Origin of the sequence: Citrobacter sp. Cpo030 (assembly GCF_030333005.1) — a bacterium.
Taxonomy (GTDB): domain Bacteria; phylum Pseudomonadota; class Gammaproteobacteria; order Enterobacterales; family Enterobacteriaceae; genus Citrobacter; species Citrobacter portucalensis.
The window spans coordinates 86,992-112,729 of sequence record NZ_JAOWGT010000074.1 but is presented as its reverse complement, the minus strand read 5'-3'; the positions used below and the strand labels follow the sequence as shown (position 1 = coordinate 112,729).

General features: G+C 52.7%; 21 protein-coding genes. 14 read left to right on the top strand and 7 right to left on the bottom strand.

The features are described from left to right. Positions 1-8: 8 nt before the first annotated feature. The 4 genes from OGY37_RS19830 to yhhY all read right to left on the bottom strand — a co-directional run bounded on the left by OGY37_RS19830 (position 9) and on the right by yhhY (position 3,745). Entirely contained in the window at positions 9-770 is a 762-nt protein-coding gene (locus OGY37_RS19830; RefSeq protein WP_286621661.1) for a glutamine amidotransferase, read from the bottom strand. A gap of 15 nt (positions 771-785) precedes the next feature. Continuing rightward, the gene (locus OGY37_RS19825; protein ID WP_286621659.1) at positions 786-2,000 is read right to left on the bottom strand and encodes a PfkB family carbohydrate kinase; all 1,215 of its coding nucleotides are present in this window, start codon (positions 1,998-2,000) and stop codon (positions 786-788) included. A 325-nt stretch (positions 2,001-2,325) separates the two neighbouring features. Continuing rightward, positions 2,326-3,210 carry a hypothetical protein gene (locus OGY37_RS19820; RefSeq protein ID WP_286621657.1) on the bottom strand — a complete coding sequence of 295 codons (885 nt, stop codon included), beginning with the start codon at positions 3,208-3,210 and terminating at the stop codon, positions 2,326-2,328. Between the two features lie 46 nt (positions 3,211-3,256). Further along, positions 3,257-3,745 (bottom strand): N-acetyltransferase, encoded by a 489-nt coding sequence (gene yhhY / locus OGY37_RS19815; protein ID WP_003827604.1) that lies wholly within the window; start codon positions 3,743-3,745, stop codon positions 3,257-3,259. Positions 3,746-4,173: 428 nt separating this feature from the next. Between yhhY and OGY37_RS19810 the strand changes: the two genes are divergently transcribed. From OGY37_RS19810 to gntU, 5 genes are all read left to right on the top strand, one after another. After that, complete coding sequence (locus tag OGY37_RS19810; RefSeq protein ID WP_286621655.1) at positions 4,174-5,211, top strand: oxidoreductase; 1,038 nt, start codon at positions 4,174-4,176, stop codon at positions 5,209-5,211. Positions 5,212-5,334: 123 nt separating this feature from the next. Beyond that, positions 5,335-6,030, top strand: coding sequence for a quercetin 2,3-dioxygenase (gene yhhW / locus OGY37_RS19805; RefSeq protein WP_286621653.1), 696 nt, complete (start codon positions 5,335-5,337; stop codon positions 6,028-6,030). A 128-nt stretch (positions 6,031-6,158) separates the two neighbouring features. Continuing rightward, positions 6,159-7,154, top strand: coding sequence for a gluconate operon transcriptional repressor GntR (gntR, locus tag OGY37_RS19800; protein ID WP_003023473.1), 996 nt, complete (start codon positions 6,159-6,161; stop codon positions 7,152-7,154). Positions 7,155-7,295: 141 nt separating this feature from the next. After that, a complete protein-coding gene (gene gntK, locus OGY37_RS19795) occupies positions 7,296-7,826 on the top strand; it encodes a gluconokinase (RefSeq protein WP_003023475.1) in 531 nt (176 codons plus the stop codon). Continuing rightward, positions 7,826-9,166, top strand: coding sequence for a gluconate transporter (gene gntU / locus OGY37_RS19790; RefSeq protein WP_003827609.1), 1,341 nt, complete (start codon positions 7,826-7,828; stop codon positions 9,164-9,166). Before gntK ends, gntU begins: the two co-directional genes overlap by 1 nt. Positions 9,167-9,261: 95 nt before the next feature. Here gntU and OGY37_RS19785 read toward each other — a convergent pair whose 3' ends face one another. Together OGY37_RS19785 and yhgN are read right to left on the bottom strand one after the other, a co-directional pair. After that, on the bottom strand, positions 9,262-9,708 hold the full coding sequence (locus tag OGY37_RS19785) for a hypothetical protein (RefSeq protein WP_003827612.1): 447 nt from the start codon (positions 9,706-9,708) through the stop codon (positions 9,262-9,264). 454 nt (positions 9,709-10,162) lie between these two features. Further along, positions 10,163-10,756: an NAAT family transporter YhgN gene (gene yhgN / locus OGY37_RS19775; RefSeq protein WP_003023480.1), complete on the bottom strand. Its 594-nt coding sequence runs from the start codon at positions 10,754-10,756 to the stop codon at positions 10,163-10,165. Positions 10,757-10,946: 190 nt separating this feature from the next. Between yhgN and asd the strand changes: the two genes are divergently transcribed. The 6 genes from asd to glgP all read left to right on the top strand — a co-directional run bounded on the left by asd (position 10,947) and on the right by glgP (position 21,696). Then, positions 10,947-12,053: an aspartate-semialdehyde dehydrogenase gene (gene asd, locus OGY37_RS19770; RefSeq protein ID WP_003827614.1), complete on the top strand. Its 1,107-nt coding sequence runs from the start codon at positions 10,947-10,949 to the stop codon at positions 12,051-12,053. Between the two features lie 273 nt (positions 12,054-12,326). Further along, positions 12,327-14,510, top strand: a complete 2,184-nt coding sequence (gene glgB, locus OGY37_RS19765) for a 1,4-alpha-glucan branching enzyme (protein ID WP_003827616.1) — start codon at positions 12,327-12,329, stop codon at positions 14,508-14,510. Beyond that, a complete protein-coding gene (glgX, locus tag OGY37_RS19760) occupies positions 14,510-16,486 on the top strand; it encodes a glycogen debranching protein GlgX (protein WP_286621649.1) in 1,977 nt (658 codons plus the stop codon). The genes glgB and glgX overlap by 1 nt, the downstream gene beginning before the upstream one ends. A 14-nt stretch (positions 16,487-16,500) precedes the next feature. Continuing rightward, the gene (gene glgC / locus OGY37_RS19755; RefSeq protein WP_003827621.1) at positions 16,501-17,796 is read left to right on the top strand and encodes a glucose-1-phosphate adenylyltransferase; all 1,296 of its coding nucleotides are present in this window, start codon (positions 16,501-16,503) and stop codon (positions 17,794-17,796) included. After that, a complete protein-coding gene (gene glgA, locus OGY37_RS19750) occupies positions 17,796-19,229 on the top strand; it encodes a glycogen synthase GlgA (protein ID WP_286621646.1) in 1,434 nt (477 codons plus the stop codon). Before glgC ends, glgA begins: the two co-directional genes overlap by 1 nt. Before the next feature lie 19 nt (positions 19,230-19,248). Then, positions 19,249-21,696: a glycogen phosphorylase gene (gene glgP, locus OGY37_RS19745; protein WP_003827624.1), complete on the top strand. Its 2,448-nt coding sequence runs from the start codon at positions 19,249-19,251 to the stop codon at positions 21,694-21,696. Between the two features lie 142 nt (positions 21,697-21,838). Here the strand turns inward: glgP and glpD are convergent, their stop codons facing one another. Next, on the bottom strand, positions 21,839-23,347 hold the full coding sequence (gene glpD, locus OGY37_RS19740) for a glycerol-3-phosphate dehydrogenase (protein WP_008786343.1): 1,509 nt from the start codon (positions 23,345-23,347) through the stop codon (positions 21,839-21,841). 198 nt (positions 23,348-23,545) lie between these two features. Between glpD and glpE the strand changes: the two genes are divergently transcribed. The 3 genes from glpE (at position 23,546) to OGY37_RS19725 (ending at position 25,727) form a co-directional block, all read left to right on the top strand. Further along, the gene (glpE, locus tag OGY37_RS19735; RefSeq protein ID WP_220771317.1) at positions 23,546-23,872 is read left to right on the top strand and encodes a thiosulfate sulfurtransferase GlpE; all 327 of its coding nucleotides are present in this window, start codon (positions 23,546-23,548) and stop codon (positions 23,870-23,872) included. A 170-nt stretch (positions 23,873-24,042) separates the two neighbouring features. Then, a complete protein-coding gene (gene glpG, locus OGY37_RS19730; RefSeq protein WP_003827632.1) occupies positions 24,043-24,873 on the top strand; it encodes a rhomboid family intramembrane serine protease GlpG in 831 nt (276 codons plus the stop codon). Positions 24,874-24,968: 95 nt separating this feature from the next. Further along, on the top strand, positions 24,969-25,727 hold the full coding sequence (locus OGY37_RS19725; RefSeq protein ID WP_003023499.1) for a DeoR/GlpR family transcriptional regulator: 759 nt from the start codon (positions 24,969-24,971) through the stop codon (positions 25,725-25,727). The last annotated feature ends 11 nt before the right edge of the window (positions 25,728-25,738 follow it).

Below are 25,738 nucleotides of genomic sequence, written 5' to 3'. Positions count from 1 at the left end.
ATTGTTTTTTATTTTCTGGCGATGAATTGAAGCGTGTTAACCCACAGGTCGGTATAAAACGGCCAGGACATAAATTGCTGTGTTCCCCAGTGTGGCGAACAGTCGCTCATGAAGCAGGCGGTTTTACCCTGTTGGTATTCACCGAACACTAACAGCGGGTCATTATTTATTGTTAAAACAACATCGGCATCTTCTCTGGCGACAACCTGGTTATATCCAAGAAATACCGGGTAGTCTGAGAATCCGTTAACGACAGGATGTTCCGGGGAGATAGCCTCAGCGCAGATACCCTCTGGTTTTTCTACCCGGTCATCGCCGTCAAGCATAATAACTGGCAAAACCTCGGCAAGAATGGTGTTCTTGTAATTAGCCTTGGCCTCAATGCCCATAAATGACAGATAGCCGCCAATCATGAGCAGACCACCACCATTTCTGACATACTCTTTAATTGATTCCAGAGCATTTGGCTTTATTTTTAGCTGGTAGAACGTCTCGTTTTGCAACAGGAACGTATTGCTGCCGATATCGCTAATAACAATGACATCATAACGGTTTAGTTCATCAATGTTTTCTGGAAATGCAATTTGCACGGTGTGAGCCGGCATATAATCAATTTCTACACCACCTTTCTTTAAGCATTCAAGCAACCATGTAGCACCTTCTTCATATTTACTGGAGGTAAAACTGTCATAGCCTTTTGAATGAATCATGTGAATATGCCAGGATTCTCCAATAAAGAGCACCTTTAGTTTTTTCTGCGTATTGTTCATAGTCTGCTCCTTGATTTAGTGAGTAGAGATAGTTTGTTTGTAATGTGAGCCCTGAATGCGATGAAGAACGGATTCGTTTTCTGGCATGTCAGAGGCATTGGGTGTTTCAACAGCAAGCGAGGCGAATGCGCTCGCGTAGCACAATGCAGATGCCAGTGATTTTCCTTTAGCAAGGCCAGACGCGAGTGCGCCATTGAAGGCATCGCCAGCGCCAGCCGTATTTTTTACAACGGCCGGAAATGCCGGAGAATAGATGAATTGCGTTCCGTCATAAGCGAGAGAACCTTTGCTACCCAATGTGATAATGGTATTTTTGACACCTTTTTGATGAATAATCTTTGCTGCACATTTGGCTGATTCAATATCGTTGACGGACATGTTTGCCAGCAGACCAGCTTCGGTTTCATTTGGCGTGATATAATCGATGTCATCAATGATGGTATTAACCATTTCATTATATGGCGCTGGGTTAATAATGACCGGGATATCATTTTTCTGTGCGAGACGAATGGTTTGTTGAAGTGCTTCGTAATTTGTCTCCAGTTGTACGAGAACAATATCTGAATGAACGATGGCTTCTTTTTGTATGGTGATTTCATCAGGTGAAATTGTCATGTTAGCACCTGGATAGATAGCGATGACGTTATCCCCGGTATCTCCATTCACCATAATAGTCGCTGTACCTGTCTGTGTTTCTTTGTTCTGATAGATAACGCTTTTATGGATTTTTGATGAGTTTATAAAATTAATGGCGTAATCACTGAAATGGTCTGACCCTACTTTAGTAATAAAATGCACATCAGAATCGGCATAGCTTGCCGCTAATGCCTGATTGCATCCTTTACCACCGGGCGAAAAAATAAATTTATCGGCAAGCAATGATTCGCCTGTCGAGGGTAGCCTCGGTAGGTAACTGATAATATCAACATTGAACGAGCCAATAACACATACATTATTCTTCATGGCAGAGAGACCTTTTTTTATTTTCTGCGCTGATTCATATTTTTCCAGCACATAAGCAATTTCGTTTTTTGCAACGTTATCAAGAGAGTCAAGGGTAATAAATGCACCACCATGACAGCGAGTGAGATATCCCTGCCCGGCAAGTTCATTGAGATCTGAGCGAATAGTTTCCTTTGTTACCTTGAGACTTTTCGCCAGATTTGAAACTTTTACAACTCCCGAAATACTGATTTCTTTCAATATTCTATGATGGCGTTCAAATTTCATTTTTTACCTCACCGTGGTTAAGTTAGTCCCAGGGGAAGTATATTGTTGTGATTGTCACCATAAAGTGATGGCAGAAACCAAAAAAAAACAAAAATGTAATATTAATATTATTAAAGTTACGAAAAATAGCGATGAAGATAGAAAGCTGAATAACCATATAATTCAGGTGGTTGTTAAGCCTGAACATGACGGTGGGGGAAGGCGATAGGCTGTAATCAACAATTCTATGTCAGGACTGGATGGCGCTTCCGTTCTTGAATTTTTCGGTGGGATATAAAAGAGAATGGCCTACAGCGTTTTGAACGATGTAGGCCTGACTGGTAGGTTATGGTGCATATCGCTGCAGTGATTCGGACCAGCGGAATATTTGGCTGCTTTTATCCTGTAGGTTAACGCGCTCTAAGTCATAAAATCCGTGCGTCTTTGCCGAGCGCATTTTAAGAATGTACTTACTTTCGCTGATGTCGTGCTGCCTTGTACCGTCTTTATTCCAGTCTCCAGCAATGTCCGAATAGTAATAAACAAGGTCAGAAAACACGTTGATTATCTTGCTGTCTTTGATGGTGTAGAGTTCCAGCACTTCATAAAATGCGCCGCCGCCGGAGTAGGCATCGGAGTATCCACCTCGTACCCCGAACGCCAGGGTATCGGGGGCGATCTGGTACGGTGCCAGATCCAGTTTTGTATAATAAGCCAGCGGTCTGACGGACTCATCATCGCTCTCTTTTTCAGCGGCTTTATTCCACTCTGAGAGCTGGTTTAACGGTTTTTCCGAGCGTGCAATCGGCGTTAGCTGTGGATTCTGCCAGGAAAAAACGCCGAGATATAATTTATTAGCGCGCCCGTTGCTGTAGTTTTCCGGGCAGGTGTTATCCGCGTATTTTTTTGCTTGCTCGGCGTCAGCCTTATTATTGGCAAAACAGGCAATGCCAATATATTTACCGTCTTTTCCCCAAGGTTTAGCACCGCTCAGGATCAGGTTGTCAGGATCTTCATTCGGTGCAACCCAGGCAATCCACTGCTTTTCAGATAAGCCCTGAGGAAGTTCACCAAATCCTTTCGCAGGGGTTGCTCCCGCCATTTGCTCAGCAAAAATCTGTTTTCCTTCAGGATGTTGGATGGCACTGGGTACGGAATCGAGATTTTGTACGGTAGTGGCAAAAGCAGGGGAGAGCGAGGCCAGCAAAACCAGGGGGAAAAACTTTTTCACTATTGCGTCCTTTCAATAAGCAGGGCGATATGACTCGCCCTTAAATTTATTTCACGCGCGCCATAAAGTAGGCATCAACATACTCACCGTTGCGCAGGCCGTATTTCTTACCGGTACCTTCGATTTCAAAGCCGTACTTCTTATAGACTGCTACAGCAGGCTCATTATCAACAAATACCGTCAGCTCAATGCGCTCGACGCGCAGCCAGTTGTCGCACATGTCGATCATCGTACGAATCAGCGCGCTGGCAACGCCACGATTGTGCCACCTGGCATCCACGCAGATACCAAAATCGGCCACGTGGCTGCGGCGCGGGCGCTGCGCGACCTCAATACAGAGATGCCCCACGACGATACCGTCAATGCAGGCAACCAGTTGTTTGACACCGGCTTGCTCGGTTAGCCGTGCTTGCCACATTTCGAGGGAAGGATGAGGAACCTGTAGCGTGTTGTGGTACACCTCCGGCTGGGCGTGGATCTGACGAATTGCGTCGTAATCTTTCGGTTCAGCGTGGCGTATCACTATCTCACTCATTCCTTATCTCCTGCAGGGTTAATTGTGCATTTACACTCGCTGAGAAAGAAAAATCCGTCAACTGCATTTTTTTGCAAAAAGAAGTAGACAAGTGCGAATGAGAATGATTATTATTGCTCTGCGTTCAGGGGAACCCCTACGGAGAACCTGAAAGCACGACATTGCTCACATTGCTTCCAGTATTACTTTAGCCAGCTTTTGCTGGCTTTTTTTTTGGGGTTTTGTTTCAGCCTGGCTTACTTGTCATTTTGTCCCCGGGGTGGGGCGACTGATGCCGGATGGCGCTTGCGCTTATCCGGCCTACAGCTGAGACCTGGGTTTTGTAGGCCGGATAAGGCAACGCCGCATCCGGCATGATGACAGGATGGATTCAGTCTCCAGCCGCTTTGCGCTATGGTGTAGACAATCATCTTCAAAAGGATCGTCTCATGACCTTACACTGCGCATTTATTGGTTTTGGTAAAAGCACCACCCGCTACCATTTGCCGTACGTCCTCAACCGCAAAAATAGCTGGCACGTCGCGCATATTTTCCGCCGCAACGCCAGGCCGGAAGAGCAGGCGCCGCAGTATTCACATATTCACTTCACCAGCGACCTCGACGAGATCTTAAACGATCCGCAGGTGAAGCTGGTGATCGTCTGTACCCATGCTGACAGCCATTTTGAATACGCCAAACGCGCGCTGGAAGCGGGTAAAAATGTGCTGGTTGAGAAACCCTTCACCCCAACGCTTGCGCAAGCAAAAGAGTTGTTTGAGCTAGCGCAAAGCAAAGGGCTGACCGTTACGCCGTATCAGAATCGTCGTTTTGACTCCTGTTTCCTCACCGCTAAAAAAGCGATTGAGAGCGGCAAGCTCGGCAAGATTGTTGAGGTTGAAAGCCATTTCGATTACTACCGTCCTGAAGCAGAAACCAAGCCGGGACTGCCGCAGGACGGCGCGTTTTATGGTCTGGGCGTACACACCATGGATCAGATTATCTCGTTGTTCGGACGCCCCGATCATGTGGCCTACGACATCCGCAGCCTGCGCAACAAAGCGAACCCGGACGATATCTTTGAAGCGCAGCTGTTTTACGGCGACCTGAAAGCCATTGTTAAAACCAGCCATCTGGTGAAAATCGACTATCCGAAGTTTATCGTGCATGGCACCAAAGGCTCGTTTGTGAAGTACGGTATCGACCAGCAGGAAACCAGCCTGAAGGCTAATATCATGCCGGGTGAGCCAGGTTTCGCTGCCGATGATTCCATTGGAATGCTGGAATATGTCAACGATGACGGCATCACGGTGAAAGAAGAGGTGAAGCCGGAAGTGGGGGACTACGGTCGCGTCTATGATTCGCTGTACCAGACGCTAACCGCCGGTACGCCTAATTACGTCAAGGAATCTGAAGTTCTTACCAACCTGGAGATCCTCGAACGCGCCTTTGAACAGGCAACGCCTGCCACGATAACCCTCGCCAAATAGCCTGCACAGACTCCTCTGGTCTTGTTCATATTTTTTGAACAGAGGAGTCAATTTTCACCCTCTATGATCCCAGACGGATTGAGTCCACACTTACTCCATCGAAAACATCTGGGGATGAACACAATGATCTACTTACGCAAAGCTAACGACCGTGGCCACGCTAATCATGGCTGGCTTGATTCCTGGCATACCTTCTCTTTTGCCAACTACTATGACCCGAACTTTATGGGGTTCTCGGCACTGCGCGTGATTAACGATGACGTGATCGATGCAGGCCAGGGCTTTGGCACCCACCCCCATAAAGACATGGAAATCCTGACCTACGTGCTGGAAGGCGCGGTAGAGCATCAGGACAGCATGGGCAATAAAGAGCAGGTTCCGGCCGGTGAGTTTCAGATTATGAGCGCCGGGACGGGGATCCGTCACTCGGAGTACAACCCGAGCAATACTGAGAAGCTGCATCTGTATCAGATCTGGATCATGCCGCAGGAGAACGGTATTACTCCGCGTTATGAACAGCGTCGTTTCGATGCCGCTCAGGGTAAACAACTGGTGCTGTCGCCGGATGCCCGTGATGGTTCACTGAAAGTGTACCAGGATATGAAGCTGTACCGTTGGGCGCTGGTCAAAGATGAGCAGTCGGTGCATCAGATTGCCGCTGAACGCCGCGTCTGGATCCAGGTCGTAAAAGGTAACGTGACGATTAACGGGACCAAAGCGACCACCAGCGACGGTCTGGCAATCTGGGATGAACAGGCAATTTCTATTCATGCCGACAGCGACAGTGAAGTGTTACTGTTTGACCTGCCGCCAGTATAACGTGCTGTAATCCTTGTAGGCCGGATAAGACGCGAAAGCGTCGCCATCCGGCTTTTCATCGTTTGTCATTAATTCCACACGTCCGTGGTAAACTGGGGGAATCTATCCCTTTTTAACGCTTCAGGACGATGAAAAAGAAAAGACCCGTACTTCAGGATGTAGCCGACCGCGTGGGCGTGACCAAAATGACGGTAAGTCGCTTTTTGCGTAATCCGGAGCAGGTCTCCGTGGCGCTGCGGGGCAAAATTGCCGCTGCACTTGATGAGCTGGGTTATATTCCCAATCGCGCTCCTGATATCCTTTCTAACGCCACCAGCCGCGCTATCGGCGTGCTGTTACCGTCTCTCACTAACCAGGTTTTTGCTGAAGTGCTACGCGGCATTGAGGCCGTCACCGACGCCCATGGTTATCAAACCATGCTCGCGCACTACGGCTATAAGCCTGAGATGGAACAAGAGCGCCTGGAATCGATGCTGTCGTGGAATATCGATGGCCTGATCCTCACCGAACGTAGCCATACGCCCCGTACGCTGAAAATGATTGAAGTTGCCGGTATCCCGGTGGTTGAATTGATGGACAGCCAGTCTCCGTGTCTGGATATCGCCGTCGGTTTCGACAACTTCGAAGCCGCGCGTCAGATGACTGCCGCTATTATCGCCCGCGGGCACCGTCATGTAGCCTATCTTGGCGCACGTCTTGATGAGCGTACTATCATCAAACAGAGAGGCTACGAGCAGGCAATGCGCGATGCCAACCTGGTGCCGTACAGCGTGATGGTGGAACAGTCTTCTTCCTACTCCTCCGGTATTGAACTCATCCGTCAGGCGCGGCGCGAATACCCGCAGCTCGACGGCATTTTCTGTACCAACGATGACCTGGCGGTAGGGGCGGCCTTCGAATGCCAGCGTTTAGGGCTGAAAATCCCGGATGACATGGCGATTGCCGGATTCCACGGTCACGACATCGGGCAGGTGATGGAGCCGCGTCTGGCGAGTGTGCTCACGCCGCGTGAACGGATGGGCAGCATTGGCGCAGAACGCCTGCTGGCGCGCATTCGTGGTGAAGCAGTCACGCCTAAAATGTTAGATTTAGGTTTCACCTTGTCACCGGGCGGATCTATTTAAGCCAACAACTTTGAAGTAGCTCACACTTATACACTTCGAGCACGAATGGATATTGCTTCTCTATTTATCCGGCTGGACAATGTTACCGATAACAGTTACCCGTAACAATTTCCTGATTCTTGTACCAGTGGGGGCAACGCTTTGAGCACGACTAATCATGATCACCACGTTTACGTTCTGATGGGCGTATCGGGCAGCGGTAAATCTGCTGTCGCCAGCGAAGTGGCGCATCAACTGCAGGCCGCGTTTCTTGATGGCGATTTTCTCCATCCGCGCAGCAACATCATGAAAATGGCTTCCGGTGAGCCACTCAACGATGACGACCGTAAACCGTGGCTACAGGCGCTGAATGACGCCGCTTTTGCGATGCAGCGTACCAACAAGGTTTCGCTGATCGTCTGTTCTGCCTTGAAAAAAGTCTACCGCGACCAGTTGCGCGACGGTAACCCGAACCTCTCTTTCATTTATCTGAAAGGGGATTTTGACGTTATCGAAAGCCGTCTGAAGGCGCGTAAAGGCCACTTCTTCAAAACACAGATGCTGGTTACCCAGTTTGAAGCGCTGGAAGAACCGGGTGCGAATGAAAACGATGTACTGGTGGTCGATATCGATCAACCACTGGACGGTGTGGTCGCCAGCACCATTGAGGTTATTAACCAAGGCAGTAAGTAGTGAGCACATTAACGCTTGTTTTAACAGCAGTAGGGTCCGTTTTATTGCTGCTGTTTTTAGTGATGAAGGCGCGTATGCACGCCTTCGTTGCTTTGATGGTGGTATCCATTGGTGCAGGTCTCTTTTCCGGTATGCCGCTCGATAAAATCGCGGCGACCATGGAAAAAGGGATGGGAGGCACGCTCGGTTTCCTGGCGATTGTGGTGGCGCTGGGGGCGATGTTCGGCAAGATTTTGCATGAGACCGGCGCGGTCGATCAGATTGCCGTCAAAATGCTGAAATCCTTCGGTCACAGCCGCGCACATTACGCGATTGGCCTGGCCGGTCTGATTTGCGCGCTGCCGCTGTTCTTTGAGGTGGCGATTGTGCTACTGATTAGCGTAGCGTTTTCAATGGCACGCCATACCGGTACTAACCTGGTTAAGTTGGTCATTCCGCTGTTTGCGGGCGTGGCGGCTGCCGCAGCGTTCCTGCTGCCGGGGCCTGCGCCGATGCTGCTGGCCTCTCAGATGCACGCCGACTTTGGCTGGATGATCCTGATTGGCCTGTGCGCTGCGATTCCGGGCATGATTATCGCCGGGCCGCTGTGGGGTAATTTCATCAGCCGTTACGTTGAGCTGCATGTACCGGAAGACATTACCGAGCCGCATCTGGGCGAAGGCAAAATGCCCTCCTTTGGCTTCAGCTTATCGCTTATCCTGCTGCCGCTGGTGCTGGTTGGTCTGAAAACCATCGCCGCACGCTTTGTTCCGGTCGGTTCTTCAACCTACGAATGGTTCGAGTTTATCGGTCATCCGTTTACCGCGATTCTGGTTGCCTGTCTGGTGGCGATTTATGGTCTGGCGGTGCGCCAGGGCATGCCAAAAGACCGCGTGATGGAAATCTGCGGCCATGCGCTGCAGCCAGCGGGGATTATTCTGCTGGTGATTGGCGCGGGCGGCGTGTTCAAACAGGTGCTGGTAGATTCCGGTGTTGGTCCTGCACTGGGCGAAGCGTTAACCGGTATGGGCTTGCCGATCGCTATCACCTGCTTCGTGCTGGCGGCGGCGGTGCGTATTATTCAGGGGTCCGCGACAGTGGCCTGCTTAACGGCGGTCGGTCTGGTGATGCCAGTGATTGAGCAACTGAACTACTCCGGTGCTCAGATGGCGGCGCTGTCTATCTGTATCGCGGGCGGCTCTATCGTGGTCAGCCATGTTAACGACGCTGGTTTCTGGTTGTTCGGTAAATTTACCGGCGCGACTGAAGCGCAAACGCTGAAGACCTGGACGATGATGGAAACCATCCTCGGTACGGTTGGCGCGATTGTCGGTATGATTGCTTTCCAGCTGTTGAGCTGATGGCATTGCCCGGTGGCGCTTGCGCTTACCGGGCCTGGAAACGAGCACATATCGACACCGTAGGCCGGGTAAGGCGAAGCCGCCACCCGGCTTTTTTACAGCACCATCACACCATCCTCGGTTTTCAACCAACGCGGCGCTTTTAACGTATCGGCGAAATAGCCTACCAAATCCTGCAGTAAATCGCCCGCCACGCGTTCCATCTCGTCAGACAGCGTTTTGCTCATCAGTAAATGCGTCAAAAGCTGGCAGTAACGCCCCATCTGATCTGGTTCGGGTTCAAAGAGGGGAGTGCGGGTCGGTAAGGTTTCTACCGTCAGGCTGGCCTGTAGATGCTGCGGTACAGGTTCCGTTAAGGTTGGTTGTAGTAGTGCCAGACAGGCCGACAGGCGCGCACAAATCGCCAGTTTTTCAACAGGGTCATGACATTCAACAAGCCCTTCGACAAAACGCTCACAGTTATCTGCCAGCTCGGTAAAATCCGTTGCATGGCTAAAGGGCAGGGTAAATAAAGAGTGTGAAAAGAGAGGGGTAGTCGCCATAGGGCAGCCTCCAATGAGTGAAATTTACCACCACCGAAGGGACCAACCTTTTGGTGGCGGGCTGAACGGAGTTGGTCCTACCGGCCTCATTGGATACCGGTGCGTCTTGTGACGCCACCGTCCAGCCCACCATTGAGGTGTAGCTGGTCGCACGACAAAAGTGAATTTTATCGCGAATGAGGTAATCAGGGGACCAATCCTGGCACCTGATTTTGCAAGTGCAGCGAGAAGATAATGCTTATCCGCGATGCTGACAAGAGCGTATTCCGGAAGGTGCTTCGCAGAAATGAAAATACGCTTTTTCAGAGACTTAAATGATTGAAGTGTTTCTCACAAACACATTCACGGCGCTGATTGCCCGGTGGCGCTAGCGCTTACCGGGCCTACAAACGAGCACATATCGACACCGTAGGCCGGGTAAGGCGAAGCCGCCACCCGGCATAAAGTGAGTGCGTTACCCCTTCATCCACATCCGAACGCCGTCGAGGAACATCTGGGTTGCCATCATCACCAGAATCAGCCCCATCAGGCGCTCCAGCGCGTTAACCCCTTTCTCTCCCAGCAGGCGTAAAAATAGCGAAGACTGCAGCAAAATCACGAATGTGCCGCCCCAGGCGATCAGCAGCGCAATCACCAGGTGCCCCATCTGGTTTGGATACTGATGCGACAACAACATTAATGAGGCCAGGATTGTCGGCCCGGCTACCAGCGGAATCGCCAGCGGTACGATAAACGGCTCTTCACCAGCCGGAAGCCCGGTGCTATTCCCGGTGGCGCTGGGGAAAATCATCTTAATGGCGATCAGGAACAGAATGATGCCCCCGGAGATCGATACGGTTTCTGCACGCAGGTTAAGAAATGCCAGAATTTTCTCGCCCGCAAACAGGAATATCAGCATCACCAACAGCGCAATAAACAGCTCGCGAATCATAATCGCGCGGCGACGTTTTGGTTCGGTATGTTTCAATACGGACATGAAAATGGGCAGATTTCCGAGCGGATCCATAATCAGGATCAATAAAACTGCCGCTGAAATGATTTCATTCATAACTCAAATTCCCTGATAATTACCGCGGACTTTCTGCTTGCTTGCGCAGCGGGATAAGTCGCATTACTGATGGCTTCGCTATCATTGATTAATTTCACTTGCGACTTTGGCTGCTTTTTGTATGGTGAAGGATAGGCCAGTAGGATACTGGTTAGCATACACAGCACACATCTCTGCAGGAAAAAACGCTATGAAAAATGTTGGTTTTATCGGCTGGCGCGGTATGGTCGGCTCTGTTCTCATGCAACGCATGGTTGAGGAGCGTGACTTCGACGCCATTCGCCCTGTTTTCTTTTCTACTTCCCAGCTTGGGCAGGCGGCACCGACGTTCGGTGGCACCGCGACCGGCACACTTCAGGACGCTTTTGATCTGGATGCGCTGAAGGCGCTCGATATCATCGTGACCTGTCAGGGCGGCGATTATACCAACGAAATCTATCCAAAGCTTCGTGAAAGCGGTTGGCAAGGTTACTGGATTGACGCAGCCTCTTCGCTGCGTATGAAAGACGATGCCATCATTATTCTCGATCCGGTTAACCAGGATGTCATCACCGACGGCCTGAATAAAGGTATTAAGACCTTTGTCGGCGGCAACTGTACCGTTAGCCTGATGCTGATGTCTCTCGGTGGCCTGTTTGCCAATGACCTGGTTGACTGGGTTTCCGTGGCAACCTATCAGGCGGCTTCCGGCGGCGGCGCGCGCCATATGCGTGAGCTGCTGTCTCAGATGGGTCATCTGTATGGCCATGTGGCCGAGGAACTGGCGACCCCTTCCTCTGCTATTCTCGACATCGAACGTAAAGTGACGACCCTGTCCCGCAGCGGCGAACTGCCGGTTGATAACTTTGGCGTACCGCTGGCCGGTAGCCTGATTCCGTGGATCGACAAACAGCTCGATAACGGTCAGAGCCGCGAAGAGTGGAAGGGACAGGCGGAAACCAACAAAATTCTCAACACGTCTTCCGTGATCCCGGTTGATGGTCTGTGCGTGCGCGTCGGCGCGCTGCGCTGCCACAGCCAGGCGTTCACCATTAAACTGAAAAAAGATGTGTCTATTCCGACCGTGGAAGAACTGCTGGCGGCACACAATCCGTGGGCCAAAGTCGTGCCAAACGATCGGGATATCACCATGCGTGAGTTAACCCCGGCGGCCGTTACCGGTACGCTGACCACGCCAGTAGGCCGTCTGCGTAAGCTGAACATGGGACCGGAGTTCCTGTCAGCCTTTACCGTGGGCGACCAGTTGCTGTGGGGTGCTGCGGAGCCATTGCGCCGTATGCTGCGCCAATTGGCGTAATAGTTTGTTAACGATCAAGGGGTGAGGAATCACCCCTTTTTTTGCGTAATACAGGAGTAAGCGCAGATGTTTCATTTTTTACCAGGAGTAAGATAAAGCATTGGCTATTCTTTAAGGGTGACTTAGTACCGGAGGTATTAAGTTGTTGCCTGAAGGTGGGACGACGCAGAGAGGATGCACAATTGTGCTGCGCCGTTCAGGTCAAAAAAAGTGTCACTACCTGATGTCGAAAATCAGTTGGAAGGGGTGACACCATAAAACAGGATGACAACCATGTCCGTTCGTATCGATAGAGACGTGATTAATGCGCTAATTGCAGGCCATTTTGCGGATCCTTTTTCCGTACTCGGTATGCACCAAACTGATGCTGGACTCGAAGTCCGCGCCCTATTACCTGACGCCACCGAAGTGTGGGTGATCGAACCCAAAACCGGACGCAAAGTCGGCAAGCTGGATTGCCTCGACTCTCGCGGTTTTTTCTGTGCAGTACTTCCCCGCCGTAAAAATTTCTTTCGCTATCAGCTGGCCGTTGTCTGGCATGGACAGCAGAATCTGATTGATGACCCTTATCGTTTTGGTCCGCTGATCCAGGATATGGATGCATGGCTGTTATCTGAAGGTACGCATCTGCGACCTTACGAAACGCTGGGTGCGCATGCGGATACCATGGATGGCGTCACCGGTACTCGTTTCTCCGTCTGGGCACCCAACGCCCAGCGTGTTTCGGTGGTTGGTCAGTTCAACTACTGGGATGGCCGTCGCCACCCGATGCGCCTGCGTAAAGAAAGCGGTATCTGGGAGTTGTTTATCCCCGGTGCGCAGCATGGTCAGCTGTATAAATACGAGATGATCGATGCCAACGGTAAGCTGCGGATTAAAGCCGACCCTTACGCGTTTGAAGCGCAAATGCGCCCGGAAACCGCGTCACTTATTTGCGGTCTGCCGGAAAAAGTGGTGCAAAGCGAGGAGCGTAAAAAAGCCAATCAGTTTGATGCGCCGATCTCTATCTATGAAGTACATCTGGGTTCATGGCGTCGTCATACCGATAACAACTTCTGGCTGAGCTACCGCGAGCTGGCGGATCAGTTAGTGCCTTACGCCAAGTGGATGGGCTTTACCCACCTCGAACTGTTGCCGATTAACGAGCATCCGTTCGACGGTAGCTGGGGTTACCAACCTACCGGCATGTATGCGCCGACCCGTCGCTTCGGGACTCGCGATGATTTCCGCTATTTCGTGAATGCCGCGCATCAGGCGGGGCTGAACGTCATTCTCGACTGGGTGCCGGGCCATTTCCCATCGGACGACTTTGGTTTGGCAGAGTTTGATGGCACTAACCTTTATGAGCACAGCGACCCGCGCGAAGGGTATCACCAGGACTGGAACACGCTGATCTACAACTACGGTCGCCGTGAAGTCAGCAACTACCTGGTGGGTAATGCTCTGTACTGGATTGAACGTTTTGGGATCGACGCGTTGCGCGTGGATGCCGTGGCGTCGATGATTTATCGCGACTACAGCCGCAAAGAAGGGGAATGGATCCCAAACGAATTTGGTGGTCGTGAAAACCTTGAAGCCATTGAGTTTTTGCGCAATACCAACCGCATTCTTGGCGAGCAAGTTCCGGGCGCGGTGAGCATGGCGGAAGAGTCCACCGACTTTGCCGGCGTTTCAAGACCACAGGATATGGGCGGTTTAGGGTTCTGGTATAAGTGGAACCTCGGCTGGATGCACGACACGCTGGACTACATGAAGCTGGACCCGATTCATCGTCAGTACCATCACGACAAGCTGACCTTCGGCATGCTGTACAACTACACCGAAAACTTTGTCCTGCCGCTGTCGCATGATGAAGTGGTACACGGTAAAAAATCCATTCTCGATCGCATGCCGGGAGACGCATGGCAGAAGTTTGCCAACCTGCGCGCCTACTACGGCTGGATGTGGGCCTTCCCGGGCAAAAAACTGCTGTTTATGGGCAACGAGTTTGCGCAGGGACGTGAATGGAACCATGACGCCAGCCTCGACTGGCACCTGCTGGAAGGTGGCGATAACTGGCACCACGGCGTACAGCGTCTGGTGCGCGATCTGAACCACACCTACCGTCATCACAAAGCGCTGCACGAGCTCGACTTTGACGCCTATGGCTTTGAGTGGCTGGTGGTAGATGACAATGAACGTTCGGTGCTGGCTTTCGTGCGTCGTGACAAGGTCGGCAATGAAATCATCGTGGTCAGTAACTTTACGCCTGTGCCCCGCCACGGCTATCGCTTCGGTATCAATCAGCCAGGCAAATGGCGTGAGATCCTCAATACCGACTCGATGCATTACCACGGCAGCAATACCGGTAACGGCGGTGCGGTGCACAGCGATGAAATCGCCAGCCATGGTCGTCAGCACTCACTGAGCCTCACGTTACCGCCGTTGGCAACGATTTGGCTGGTCCGGGAGGGGTAATGACGCAACTGGCAACCGGCAACGCCACCCCCCATGGTGCAACGTATGACGGCCATGGTGTCAATTTCACACTCTTCTCGGCCCACGCTGAACGCGTTGAATTATGCGTATTCGATGAGCAAGGGTGCGAACTTCGCTATGACCTGCCGGGGCGTAGCGGTGATGTCTGGCATGGCTATCTGGCCAACGCCCGGCCCGGTCTGCGCTATGGCTATCGTGTTCATGGCCCATGGCAACCGCAGCAGGGCCACCGGTTTAATCCGGCCAAGCTGCTGCTTGACCCTTGCGCCCGTCGGGTGGATGGCGAGTTAAAAGATAACCCGCTGCTGCACGGTGGGCTAAATGAACCGGATCATCATGATAATGCCACCATCGCGCTGAAGGGCGTGGTGGTGTCCGATCATTATGACTGGGAGGATGATGCCCCGCCGCGCACGCCGTGGGGCAATACCGTGATTTACGAAGCGCATGTCAAAGGGTTGACGTATTTGCATCCTGAGCTGCCGGAAGAGATTCGCGGAACCTACAAAGCGCTGGGCCATCCAGTGATGATCGATTACTTCAAGCGCCTCGGCATTACCGCGCTGGAGCTGCTGCCGGTGGCGCATTTTGCCAGCGAACCACGGCTTCAACGGCTGGGGCTGCCGAACTATTGGGGCTACAACCCGGTAGCGATGTTCGCGCTGCATCCGGCCTATGCCTGTTCGCCGGAGAGTGCGCTTGATGAGTTTCGCGACGCGGTAAAAGCGCTGCACAAAGCGGGGATTGAGGTCATTCTCGATATCGTTTTGAACCACAGCGCCGAGCTGGATCTCGAAGGCCCCGTCTTCTCGCTGCGCGGAATTGATAACCGTAGCTATTATTGGATCAGGGACGATGGTGATTACTACAACTGGACCGGTTGTGGGAACACCCTCAATCTGAGCCATCCCGGCGTTGTGGAATACGCATGTGAATGCCTGCGCTACTGGGTTGAAACCTGCCATGTGGATGGTTTTCGTTTTGATTTGGCTTCCGTCATGGGGCGTACACCTGCGTTTCGTCAGGATGCGCCGCTGTTTACCGCGATCCAAAACTGTCCGCAGCTCTCACGCGTTAAGCTGATTGCGGAACCGTGGGATATTGGTGAAGGCGGCTATCAGGTGGGGAATTTCCCTCCGCCGTTTGCCGAGTGGAATGACCATTTCCGCGATGCGACCCGACGCTTCTGGCTCCAGCGTAATCTCTCGTTGGGTGAGTTTGCCGGGCGTTTTGCCGCATCAAGCGACGTGTTTAAACGCAATGGTCGCAAACCCAGCGCGACGGTCAATCTGGTGACTGCGCACGACGGTTTTACGCTACGCGACTGTGTGTGCTTCACAAATAAGCACAATGAAGCGAATGGTGAGGAAAATCGCGACGGCACTAGCAATAACTACAGCGACAATCATGGTAAAGAAGGATTAGGCGGCACGCTGGACCTGATTGAGCGGCGGCGCGACAGCATTCATGCGCTGTTAACCACGCTGTTGCTCTCCCAGGGTACGCCGATGTTGCTGGCGGGCGATGAGCATGGTCATAGCCAGCACGGCAACAATAACGCTTACTGCCAGGATAACGCCCTAACCTGGCTGGACTGGCAGCAGGCAAACAGCGGACTAACCACATTTACCGCTGCCCTGATCCATCTTCGTCAGCAAATTCCTGCATTAACGGACGATCGCTGGTGGGAAGAGGGCGATGGCAATGTTCGTTGGCTGAATAAGTACGCACAACCCTTAAGTGCGGATGAGTGGCAAAACGGCCCGAGGCAGATGCAAATCCTGCTTTCAGACCGTTTTCTGATTGCAATAAATGCCACGCTTGAGGTGACAGATATCGTTTTACCTGAAGGGGGATGGTGCGCCGTTCCCCCATTTGCCGGAGAGGATAATCCGGTGCTTACGGCTGTCTGGCAGGGACCTGCGCACGGACTGTGTGTGTTCCAGAGAAGATAAAAAAGGAGTTAGTCATGGTGAGTTTAGAGAAGAACGATCGTGTAATGTTGGCGCGCCAGCTGCCATTAAAATCTGTTGCCCTGATCCTGGCCGGTGGCCGCGGTACCCGCTTAAAAGATTTAACCAACAAACGTGCCAAACCTGCTGTGCACTTTGGCGGTAAGTTCCGCATTATCGATTTTGCCTTATCCAACTGTATTAACTCCGGGATCCGCCGTATTGGCGTGATCACTCAGTACCAGTCCCACACGCTGGTGCAGCATATTCAGCGCGGCTGGTCGTTCTTTAGCGAAGAGATGAACGAGTTCGTCGATCTGCTACCTGCTCAGCAGAGAATGCAGGGTGAAAACTGGTATCGCGGCACGGCGGATGCGGTGACCCAAAACCTGGACATCATTCGACGCTATAAAGCGGAATATGTGGTGATCCTCGCGGGCGATCATATCTACAAGCAGGACTACTCACGCATGCTGATCGACCACGTCGAGAAAGGCGCGCGTTGCACCGTGGCCTGTATGCCAGTGCCTATTGAAGAGGCCAGCGCGTTTGGCGTGATGGACGTGGACGACACCGATAAAATTATCGAGTTCGTTGAAAAACCCGCCAACCCGCCAGCCATGCCTGGCGACCCGACCAAATCTCTTGCCAGTATGGGGATCTACGTTTTCAACGCCGATTATCTGTATGAATTGCTGGCGGAAGATGACCTTGATGAAAACTCCAGTCACGATTTCGGTAAAGACATTATCCCGAAAATCACCGAAGCTGGCATGGCGTATGCACATCCATTCCCGTTGTCCTGCGTGCAGTCTGACCCGGAATCCGAGCCGTACTGGCGTGACGTGGGTACGCTGGAAGCCTACTGGAAGGCGAACCTCGATCTGGCTTCGGTGACGCCTGAACTGGACATGTACGACCAGGACTGGCCAATCCGTACGCACATGGAATCGCTGCCACCGGCAAAATTTGTTCAGGACCGTTCCGGCAGCCACGGAATGACGCTGAACTCGCTGGTTTCTGGCGGATGCATAATTTCAGGTTCAGTGGTGGTGCAGTCCGTTCTGTTCCCGCGAGTGCGGGTGAATTCATTCTGTAACATTGATTCGGCAGTGTTGTTACCTGAAGTGTGGGTGGGACGTTCGTGCCGCTTACGTCGTTGCATTATCGACCGCGCCTGCGTTATTCCCGAAGGCATGGTGATTGGTGAAAACGCGGAAGAAGATGCGCGTCGTTTCTACCGTTCAGAGGAAGGTATTGTGCTGGTCACGCGTGAAATGCTGCGCAAACTGCAGATCAAACAGGAGCGATAATGCAGGTTTTACACGTTTGTTCAGAGATGTTCCCCCTGTTAAAAACCGGGGGACTGGCGGATGTTATTGGGGCGTTACCCGCAGCGCAAATAGCGGACGGCGTGGATGCCCGCGTGCTGCTTCCGGCGTTTCCTGATATTCGTCGCGGCATTCCCGATGCGCAGGTAGTGACGCGTCGGGATACCTTCGCCGGACGTATCACGCTGCTGTTCGGGCATTTCAACGGCGTGGGTATTTACCTGATTGACGCGCCGCATCTCTATGACCGCCCCGGTAGTCCGTATCACGACACTAACCTGTTTGCTTATACCGATAACGTGCAGCGTTTTGCATTGCTGGGCTGGGTTGGCTGTGAAATGGCCTGTGGCCTTGACCCATTCTGGCGCCCGGATGTGGTGCATGCGCACGACTGGCATGCGGGTCTGGCTCCGGCGTATCTGGCGGCGCGCGGCCATCCGGCGAAATCGGTGTTCACCGTCCACAACCTGGCGTATCAAGGCATGTTTTATGCAAAGCATATGGATGACATCCAATTGCCATGGTCGTTCTTTAATATGCACGGACTGGAGTTTAACGGGCAGATTTCGTTTCTGAAGGCAGGGTTGTACTACGCCGACCACATTACGGCGGTCAGTCCGACCTACGCGCGGGAAATTACCGAGCCGCAGTTTGCCTACGGCATGGAAGGTCTGTTGCAGCAACGTCATCGCGAAGGGCGCCTTTCCGGCGTGCTGAACGGCGTTGATGAAAAAATCTGGAGCCCGGAAACCGATCTCCTGCTGGCATCGCGATATACGCGCGACACGCTGGAGGAGAAGGCAGAAAACAAACGTCAGCTTCAGATAGCGATGGGACTTAAGGTCAACGATAAAGTACCGCTGTTTGCTGTGGTGAGCCGTCTGACCAGTCAAAAAGGGCTGGATCTGGTGCTGGAAGCGCTGCCGGGGTTGTTAGAGCAGGGTGGACAGCTGGCATTGCTAGGCGCGGGCGATCCGGTATTACAGGAAGGATTCCTCGCCGCAGCGGCGGAACATCCAGGACAGGTGGGTGTGCAGATCGGCTATCACGAAGCCTTCTCGCACCGCATCATGGGTGGGGCCGATGTGATATTGGTTCCCAGCCGTTTTGAGCCGTGTGGCTTAACGCAGTTGTATGGACTGAAGTACGGCACGCTGCCGCTGGTGCGGCGCACCGGTGGGCTGGCTGATACAGTCTCTGACAGTTCGCTGGAAAACCTGGCGGACGGTATCGCCAGTGGGTTTGTATTTGAAGATAGTAATGCCTGGTCGCTGTTACGCGCGATCCGGCGTGCTTTCGTATTGTGGTCCCGGCCTTCGCTTTGGCGGTTTGTACAACGTCAGGCCATGACCATGGATTTTAGCTGGCAAGTCGCGGCGAAGTCATACCGTGAGCTTTACTATCGCTTGAAATAGATATCCAGGAATCACCTATATGAATGCTCCATTTACTTATGCATCGCCCACACTCAGCGTAGAGGCACTTAAGCATTCTATTGCCTATAAGCTGATGTTCACGATTGGTAAGGACCCGGTCATTGCCAATAAACATGAGTGGCTGAACGCCACGTTGTTCGCGGTGCGCGACCGTCTCGTGGAGCGCTGGCTGCGTTCTAACCGTGCGCAATTATCTCAGGAAACTCGTCAGGTCTATTACCTGTCTATGGAGTTTCTGATTGGCCGCACGCTTTCCAATGCACTGTTATCGCTGGGCATTTATGACGATGTCAAAAATGCGCTGGAAGGAATGGGGTTGGATCTTGAAGATCTGATCGACGAAGAAAACGACCCGGGTCTTGGCAATGGCGGTCTCGGGCGCCTGGCGGCCTGCTTTCTGGACTCTCTGGCAACGCTGGGATTGCCGGGACGCGGCTACGGTATTCGTTATGACTACGGCATGTTCAAGCAGAACATTGTTGATGGCCGCCAGAAAGAGTCGCCGGACTACTGGCTGGAATACGGTAACCCGTGGGAATTCAAACGCCACAACACGCGCTACAAAGTGCGTTTTGGTGGGCGTATTCAGCAGGAAGGTAAGAAAACACGCTGGATAGAAACCGAAGAGATCCTCGCGGTCGCCTACGACCAGATTATCCCCGGCTACGACACCGACGCCACCAACACGCTGCGTCTGTGGAATGCCCAGGCCAGTAGCGAGATCAACCTCGGTAAATTTAACCAGGGCGACTACTTTGCGGCGGTGGAAGATAAAAACCACTCCGAAAACGTCTCCCGCGTACTGTACCCGGATGACTCCACCTATTCAGGACGCGAGCTGCGTTTGCGCCAGGAGTATTTCCTGGTCTCCTCCACGGTGCAGGACATTCTGAGCCGTCATTATCAGCTGCACAAAACCTACGACAACCTGGCGGATAAAATCGCCATTCACCTCAACGACACCCATCCGGTGCTGTCGATCCCTGAGCTGATGCGACTGCTGATCGATGAGCATAAGTTCAGCTGGGACGATGCGTTTGAGGTCTGCTGCCAGGTCTTCTCGTATACCAACCACACCTTGATGAGTGAAGCGCTGGAGACCTGGCCTGTCGATATGCTGGGCAAAATTCTGCCGCGCCATCTGCAAATCATCTTTGAGATCAACGACTACTTCCTGAAGACGTTGCAGGAACAGTATCCGAACGATACCGCTCTGCTGGGACGGACGTCGATTATCGATGAATCTAACGGCCGTCGTGTGCGTATGGCATGGCTGGCGGTGGTGGTGAGCCACAAGGTTAACGGTGTTTCTGAACTGCACTCCAACCTGATGGTGCAGTCGCTGTTTGCTGATTTTGCGAAGATTTTCCCGACTCGCTTCTGTAACGTCACCAACGGCGTGACGCCGCGCCGCTGGCTGGCGCTGGCCAACCCGTCGCTCTCTGAAGTGTTGGATGAGAACATTGGCCGTACCTGGCGCACCGATCTCAGCCAGCTCAGCGAGCTTGAGCAGCACTGCGATTACCCACTGGTAAATCAGGCGGTGCGCCGCGCGAAGCTGGAGAACAAAAAGCGTCTGGCCACGCTCATTGCCCAGCAGCTGAACGTGGTGGTGAACCCGAAATCGCTGTTTGATGTGCAGATAAAGCGTATTCACGAATACAAACGCCAGTTGATGAACGTGCTGCATGTGATCACCCGCTACAATCGCATTAAGGCCGATCCTGATGCTGAGTGGGTACCGCGTGTGAATATCTTCGCCGGTAAAGCGGCTTCGGCTTATTACATGGCGAAACACATCATTCACCTGATCAACGACGTCGCCAAAGTGATCAACAACGATCCGCAAATTGGCGACAAGCTGAAAGTGGTGTTTATCCCCAACTACAGCGTCAGCCTGGCGCAGGTGATTATTCCTGCCGCCGACCTTTCTGAACAGATTTCTCTGGCCGGGACCGAAGCCTCCGGTACCAGTAATATGAAATTTGCTCTTAACGGTGCGCTGACCATCGGGACGCTGGACGGTGCCAACGTTGAGATGCTGGAGCATGTGGGCGCAGAAAATATCTTTATCTTTGGTAATACGGCGGAAGAGGTCGAGGCTTTACGCAGCCAGGGCTACAAGCCGCGTGAGTATTATGAGAAAGACGAAGAGCTGCACCAGGTGCTGACGCAGATCGGCAGCGGCGTATTCAGCCCTGAGGAGCCGGGACGCTATCGCGACCTGGTGGATTCGCTGATTAACTTTGGCGACCACTATCAGGTTCTGGCGGATTATCGCAGCTACGTTGATTGCCAGGATAAGGTTGATGAACTGTATCGTCACCCGGAAGAGTGGACCACCAAGTCGATGATTAATATCGCCAACATGGGGTACTTCTCGTCGGACAGGACGATCAAAGAGTACGCCGAAAACATCTGGCATATTGATTCGGTGCGGTTGTAATAAGGGATAGGACTACCTGTAGGCCGGATAAGGCGCTAGCCGCCATCCGGCAAAAGGCCCGATAGCGATGACGCTTACCGGGCCTACAGGGCGCTCGTTGCCGGGGGCGCTTCGCTTGCCCGGCCTACGTTCGTGTACTTGCTTACGACGCCAGCGACAGCTGGTGTTTCTCGATATACTCCGCCAGCCACTGGGTCATGCGTGACTGCTGCTCAGCGTTCAGCCACATACCTTCTTTCGTGCGACGCCACAGCGCATCTTCCGCGCGACGAACCCATTCGTGATCGACCAGATATTTCAGCTCGGCCTCATAAAACTCATGGCCAAAGTCTTCACCTAACTCGGCAAGCGAGGTGGCTTCGCCGATGACCCATTCGGTGTTGCTGCCGTAGGTGCGAGAATAATGGCGTGCCAGCGACTCGGTCAGGAACGGGTATCGACGGCGCAGTTTGGCTGCGTAATCTTCGCGATCGCCGCCAATGTCGCCGCCAGGCAGAATGCACTCTTTCGTCCACGCCGGACCAATTCCCTGATAGTACGATGCCAGTTTTTCCATCGCGTGCTCAGCCAGCTTACGATAGGTCGTCAGCTTACCGCCAAAGACCGACAGCAGCGGCGCTTTGCCGTTTTCGTCGTGGATATCCAGCGTGTAATCACGGGTGATCGCCTGCGGTGAGTCAGACTCGTCATCGCACAGCGGACGCACGCCCGAGTAAGTCCAGACGATATCATCACGACCCAGTTGTTTCTTAAAGTGCGCGTTGTAGACCTTCAGCAGGTAATTGATTTCGCTTTCATCAATTTTCACTGCTTTCGGATCGCCTTTGTATTCAACGTCTGTCGTCCCGATGATCGAGAATTCGTCCATCCATGGGATAACAAACACGATACGCTTATCTTCGTTCTGCAGAATATAAGCTTGCTTCTGGGTATGTACGCGCGGCACTACGATGTGGCTGCCTTTAATCAGGCGAATGCCGTACGGCGATGGCAGGTGCATACCGTCGTCGAAGAACTCTTTCACCCACGGACCTGTGGCGTTGACCAGGCCACGCGCCTGCCAGGTGTATTTTTTGCCGGTATCGATATCTTCAGCTTCAACAATCCACAAACCGTTTTCACGGCGAGCAGAAGTGGCGCGAGTGCGGGTTAATACTTCTCCGCCTTTGCGTACGACCATTTGGGCGTTTGCCAAAACCAGTCGCGCATCGTCTACCCAGCAGTCAGAATATTCGAAACCGCGCACAATCTCAGGTTTCATTACGGAGTCTGCGCCAAAACGCAAACCGGTAGAACTTGGCAAACTGGTGCGTTTGCCCAGATGATCGTACATAAACAAACCAATGCGGATCATCCACGCCGGACGCAGGTGCGGGCGGTGGGGCAGACGAAAGCGCATCGGGAAGGCGATATGCGGTGCCATTTTCAACAGCACTTCACGTTCGGCCAGCGCTTCGCTTACCAGACGAAATTCGTAGTGTTCCAGGTAGCGCAGGCCACCGTGGATGAGTTTGGAGCTAGCGGAAGAGGTGGCGCAGGCTAAATCCTGCGCTTCCAGCATCAGCACGGATAAACCGCGTCCAGCGGCATCTGCCGCGATACCGGCACCGTTGATGCCTCCACCTATCACAATCAGATCTTTGGTTTCCATGCTGGCCTCTCGCACTTTCGTTATAGCTCATTAATGTTCGTTATCGAGCATAATAGCAAAGAATCGCGCCATTGGTAACATCGGATAAACAATTTACAGTGATACATATAACATTATGGTGTTTAACTGCCGTCGGGACGTACACTAAGCAGTAACATGTCTGAAAAGCGTCACCTGCTATATAAAGAAGAGAGAGCAATGGATCAGTTTGAATGTATTAATGTCGAAGAAGCGCATCAGAAGCTGCATCAGGGGAGCGTGGTGTTAGTGGATATCCGTGATCCGCAAAGCTATGCCATGGGTCATGCCCCGCAGGCGTTTCATCTGACGAACGACACGCTGGGGTCATTTATGCGCGAGCATGATTTCGACACCGCCGTGTTGGTGATGTGTTATCACGGCAACAGCAGTAAAGGCGCGGCGCAATATCTTCTTCAGCAGGGCTATGACGCGGTTTACAGCGTTGACGGCGGCTTCGACGCCTGGCATCGACATTTTCCGGCAGAAGTGGCATACGGTTCGTAAGGCTATACCCAAATTAATTCGAGTTGCATCGCGACGGCGACGCAGCGAATCTCCGGGAGCGTACGAACAGTACGTGACCGGAGTGAGCGAGGAAAGCCAACAAAGATGCAGCTCGAAGTAAGAAGGGTATATATACTGTCCTCTTTTGTGTGGATGAAGCGACAGCAACCATGTTGATGATTACCTCTTTTGCTAACCCCCGCGTGGCGCAGGCATTTGTTGATTATATGGCGACACAGGGCGTTATCCTGACGATTCAACAACATCAGCAAACGGATGTCTGGCTGGCGGATGAGTCCCAGGCCGAGCGCGTGCATGCTGAACTGGCGCGATTTCTGGAGAATCCGGGCGATCCGCGCTACCTCGCGGCAAGCTGGCAGTCGGGTCAGACCGACAGCGGTCTGCACTACCAACGTTATCCGTTCCTGGCCACATTGCGCGAACGCGCAGGTCCGGTAACCTGGTTGGTGATGGCCGCGTGTGTGCTGGTGTTTATTGCGATGAACGTGCTGGGCGACCAGGCGGTGATGCTCTGGCTGGCATGGCCGTTTGATCCTTCGCTGAAATTTGAATTCTGGCGTTATTTCACCCACGCTTTTATGCACTTCTCGCTGATGCATATTCTGTTCAACCTGCTGTGGTGGTGGTATCTCGGCGGTGCGGTTGAAAAGCGTCTGGGCAGTGGAAAACTGATTGTAATTACCGTGATCAGCGCCCTGTTGAGCGGCTATGTTCAGCAGAAATTTAGCGGCCCGTGGTTTGGTGGACTGTCTGGCGTGGTATATGCGCTGATGGGCTACGTGTGGTTGCGCGGCGAGCGCGATCCGCAAAGCGGTATTTTCCTGCAGCGTGGTTTGATTATCTTTGCTTTGATCTGGATTGTTGCCGGCTGGTTTGATCTATTCGGCATGTCGATGGCGAATGGCGCTCATATCGCCGGATTGGCCGTGGGTCTGGCAATGGCGTTTGCCGATACTATAAATGTACGAAAACGAACTTGACTCAAGTTTTGTGGTGCCGGAAGGCGGTGTGCGTTTGGACCAATTTGTAGGCCGGATAAGCGTCAGCGCATCCGGCAAAATTTCAGGGAACCATAATGAAGCAAACACAACGACATGACGCGATCATCGAGCTGGTAAAAAAACAGGGATACGTCAGTACTGAAGAGCTGGTGGAGCATTTCTCCGTCAGCCCGCAGACGATTCGCCGCGATCTTAACGATCTGGCCGATCAGAACATGATTTTGCGCCATCACGGCGGCGCGGCGTTGCCATCCAGCTCGGTCAACACCCCGTGGCATGACCGTAAAGCGACGCAGACTGCGGAAAAAGAGCGCATTGCCCGCAAAGTTGCCACGCAGATCCCGAACGGCTCTACGCTGTTTATTGATATCGGAACCACGCCGGAAGCGGTGGCTCACGCGCTGCTTAATCACAGCAATTTACGCATTGTGACCAACAACCTCAATGTGGCGAACACGCTGATGGCGAAAGAGGATTTCCGCATAATACTCGCCGGTGGTGAACTGCGTAGCCGCGACGGCGGTATTATGGGCGAAGCGACCCTCGACTTTATTTCTCAGTTCCGTCTGGACTTCGGCATCTTAGGGATCAGCGGCATCGACAGCGACGGTTCCCTGCTGGAGTTTGATTATCACGAAGTTCGCACCAAGCGCGCGATCATTGAGAATTCACGGCATGTGATGCTGGTGGTGGACCACTCGAAGTTTGGGCGTAACGCGATGGTTAATATGGGCAGCATCAGCATGGTGGATGCGGTGTATACCGACACGCTGCCGCCTGCTGGTGTGATGCAGGTGATTGCTGACCATCATATCCAGTTAGAGCTGTGCTAAGGTAATCCCAG

Excerpts from the sequence above, each read along its gene's own strand:
- OGY37_RS19830 (WP_286621661.1), bottom strand. The coding sequence starts at position 770 with ATGAACAATACGCAGAAAAAACTAAAGGTGCTCTTTATTGGAGAATCC.
- OGY37_RS19825 (WP_286621659.1), bottom strand. The coding sequence starts at position 2,000 with ATGAAATTTGAACGCCATCATAGAATATTGAAAGAAATCAGTATTTCG.
- yhhY (WP_003827604.1), bottom strand. The coding sequence starts at position 3,745 with ATGAGTGAGATAGTGATACGCCACGCTGAACCGAAAGATTACGACGCA.
- OGY37_RS19810 (WP_286621655.1), top strand. The coding sequence starts at position 4,174 with ATGACCTTACACTGCGCATTTATTGGTTTTGGTAAAAGCACCACCCGC.
- yhhW (WP_286621653.1), top strand. The coding sequence starts at position 5,335 with ATGATCTACTTACGCAAAGCTAACGACCGTGGCCACGCTAATCATGGC.
- gntR (WP_003023473.1), top strand. The coding sequence starts at position 6,159 with ATGAAAAAGAAAAGACCCGTACTTCAGGATGTAGCCGACCGCGTGGGC.
- OGY37_RS19785 (WP_003827612.1), bottom strand. The coding sequence starts at position 9,708 with ATGGCGACTACCCCTCTCTTTTCACACTCTTTATTTACCCTGCCCTTT.
- yhgN (WP_003023480.1), bottom strand. The coding sequence starts at position 10,756 with ATGAATGAAATCATTTCAGCGGCAGTTTTATTGATCCTGATTATGGAT.
- asd (WP_003827614.1), top strand. The coding sequence starts at position 10,947 with ATGAAAAATGTTGGTTTTATCGGCTGGCGCGGTATGGTCGGCTCTGTT.
- glgB (WP_003827616.1), top strand. The coding sequence starts at position 12,327 with ATGTCCGTTCGTATCGATAGAGACGTGATTAATGCGCTAATTGCAGGC.
- glgX (WP_286621649.1), top strand. The coding sequence starts at position 14,510 with ATGACGCAACTGGCAACCGGCAACGCCACCCCCCATGGTGCAACGTAT.
- glgC (WP_003827621.1), top strand. The coding sequence starts at position 16,501 with ATGGTGAGTTTAGAGAAGAACGATCGTGTAATGTTGGCGCGCCAGCTG.
- glgA (WP_286621646.1), top strand. The coding sequence starts at position 17,796 with ATGCAGGTTTTACACGTTTGTTCAGAGATGTTCCCCCTGTTAAAAACC.
- glgP (WP_003827624.1), top strand. The coding sequence starts at position 19,249 with ATGAATGCTCCATTTACTTATGCATCGCCCACACTCAGCGTAGAGGCA.
- glpD (WP_008786343.1), bottom strand. The coding sequence starts at position 23,347 with ATGGAAACCAAAGATCTGATTGTGATAGGTGGAGGCATCAACGGTGCC.
- glpE (WP_220771317.1), top strand. The coding sequence starts at position 23,546 with ATGGATCAGTTTGAATGTATTAATGTCGAAGAAGCGCATCAGAAGCTG.
- glpG (WP_003827632.1), top strand. The coding sequence starts at position 24,043 with ATGTTGATGATTACCTCTTTTGCTAACCCCCGCGTGGCGCAGGCATTT.
- OGY37_RS19725 (WP_003023499.1), top strand. The coding sequence starts at position 24,969 with ATGAAGCAAACACAACGACATGACGCGATCATCGAGCTGGTAAAAAAA.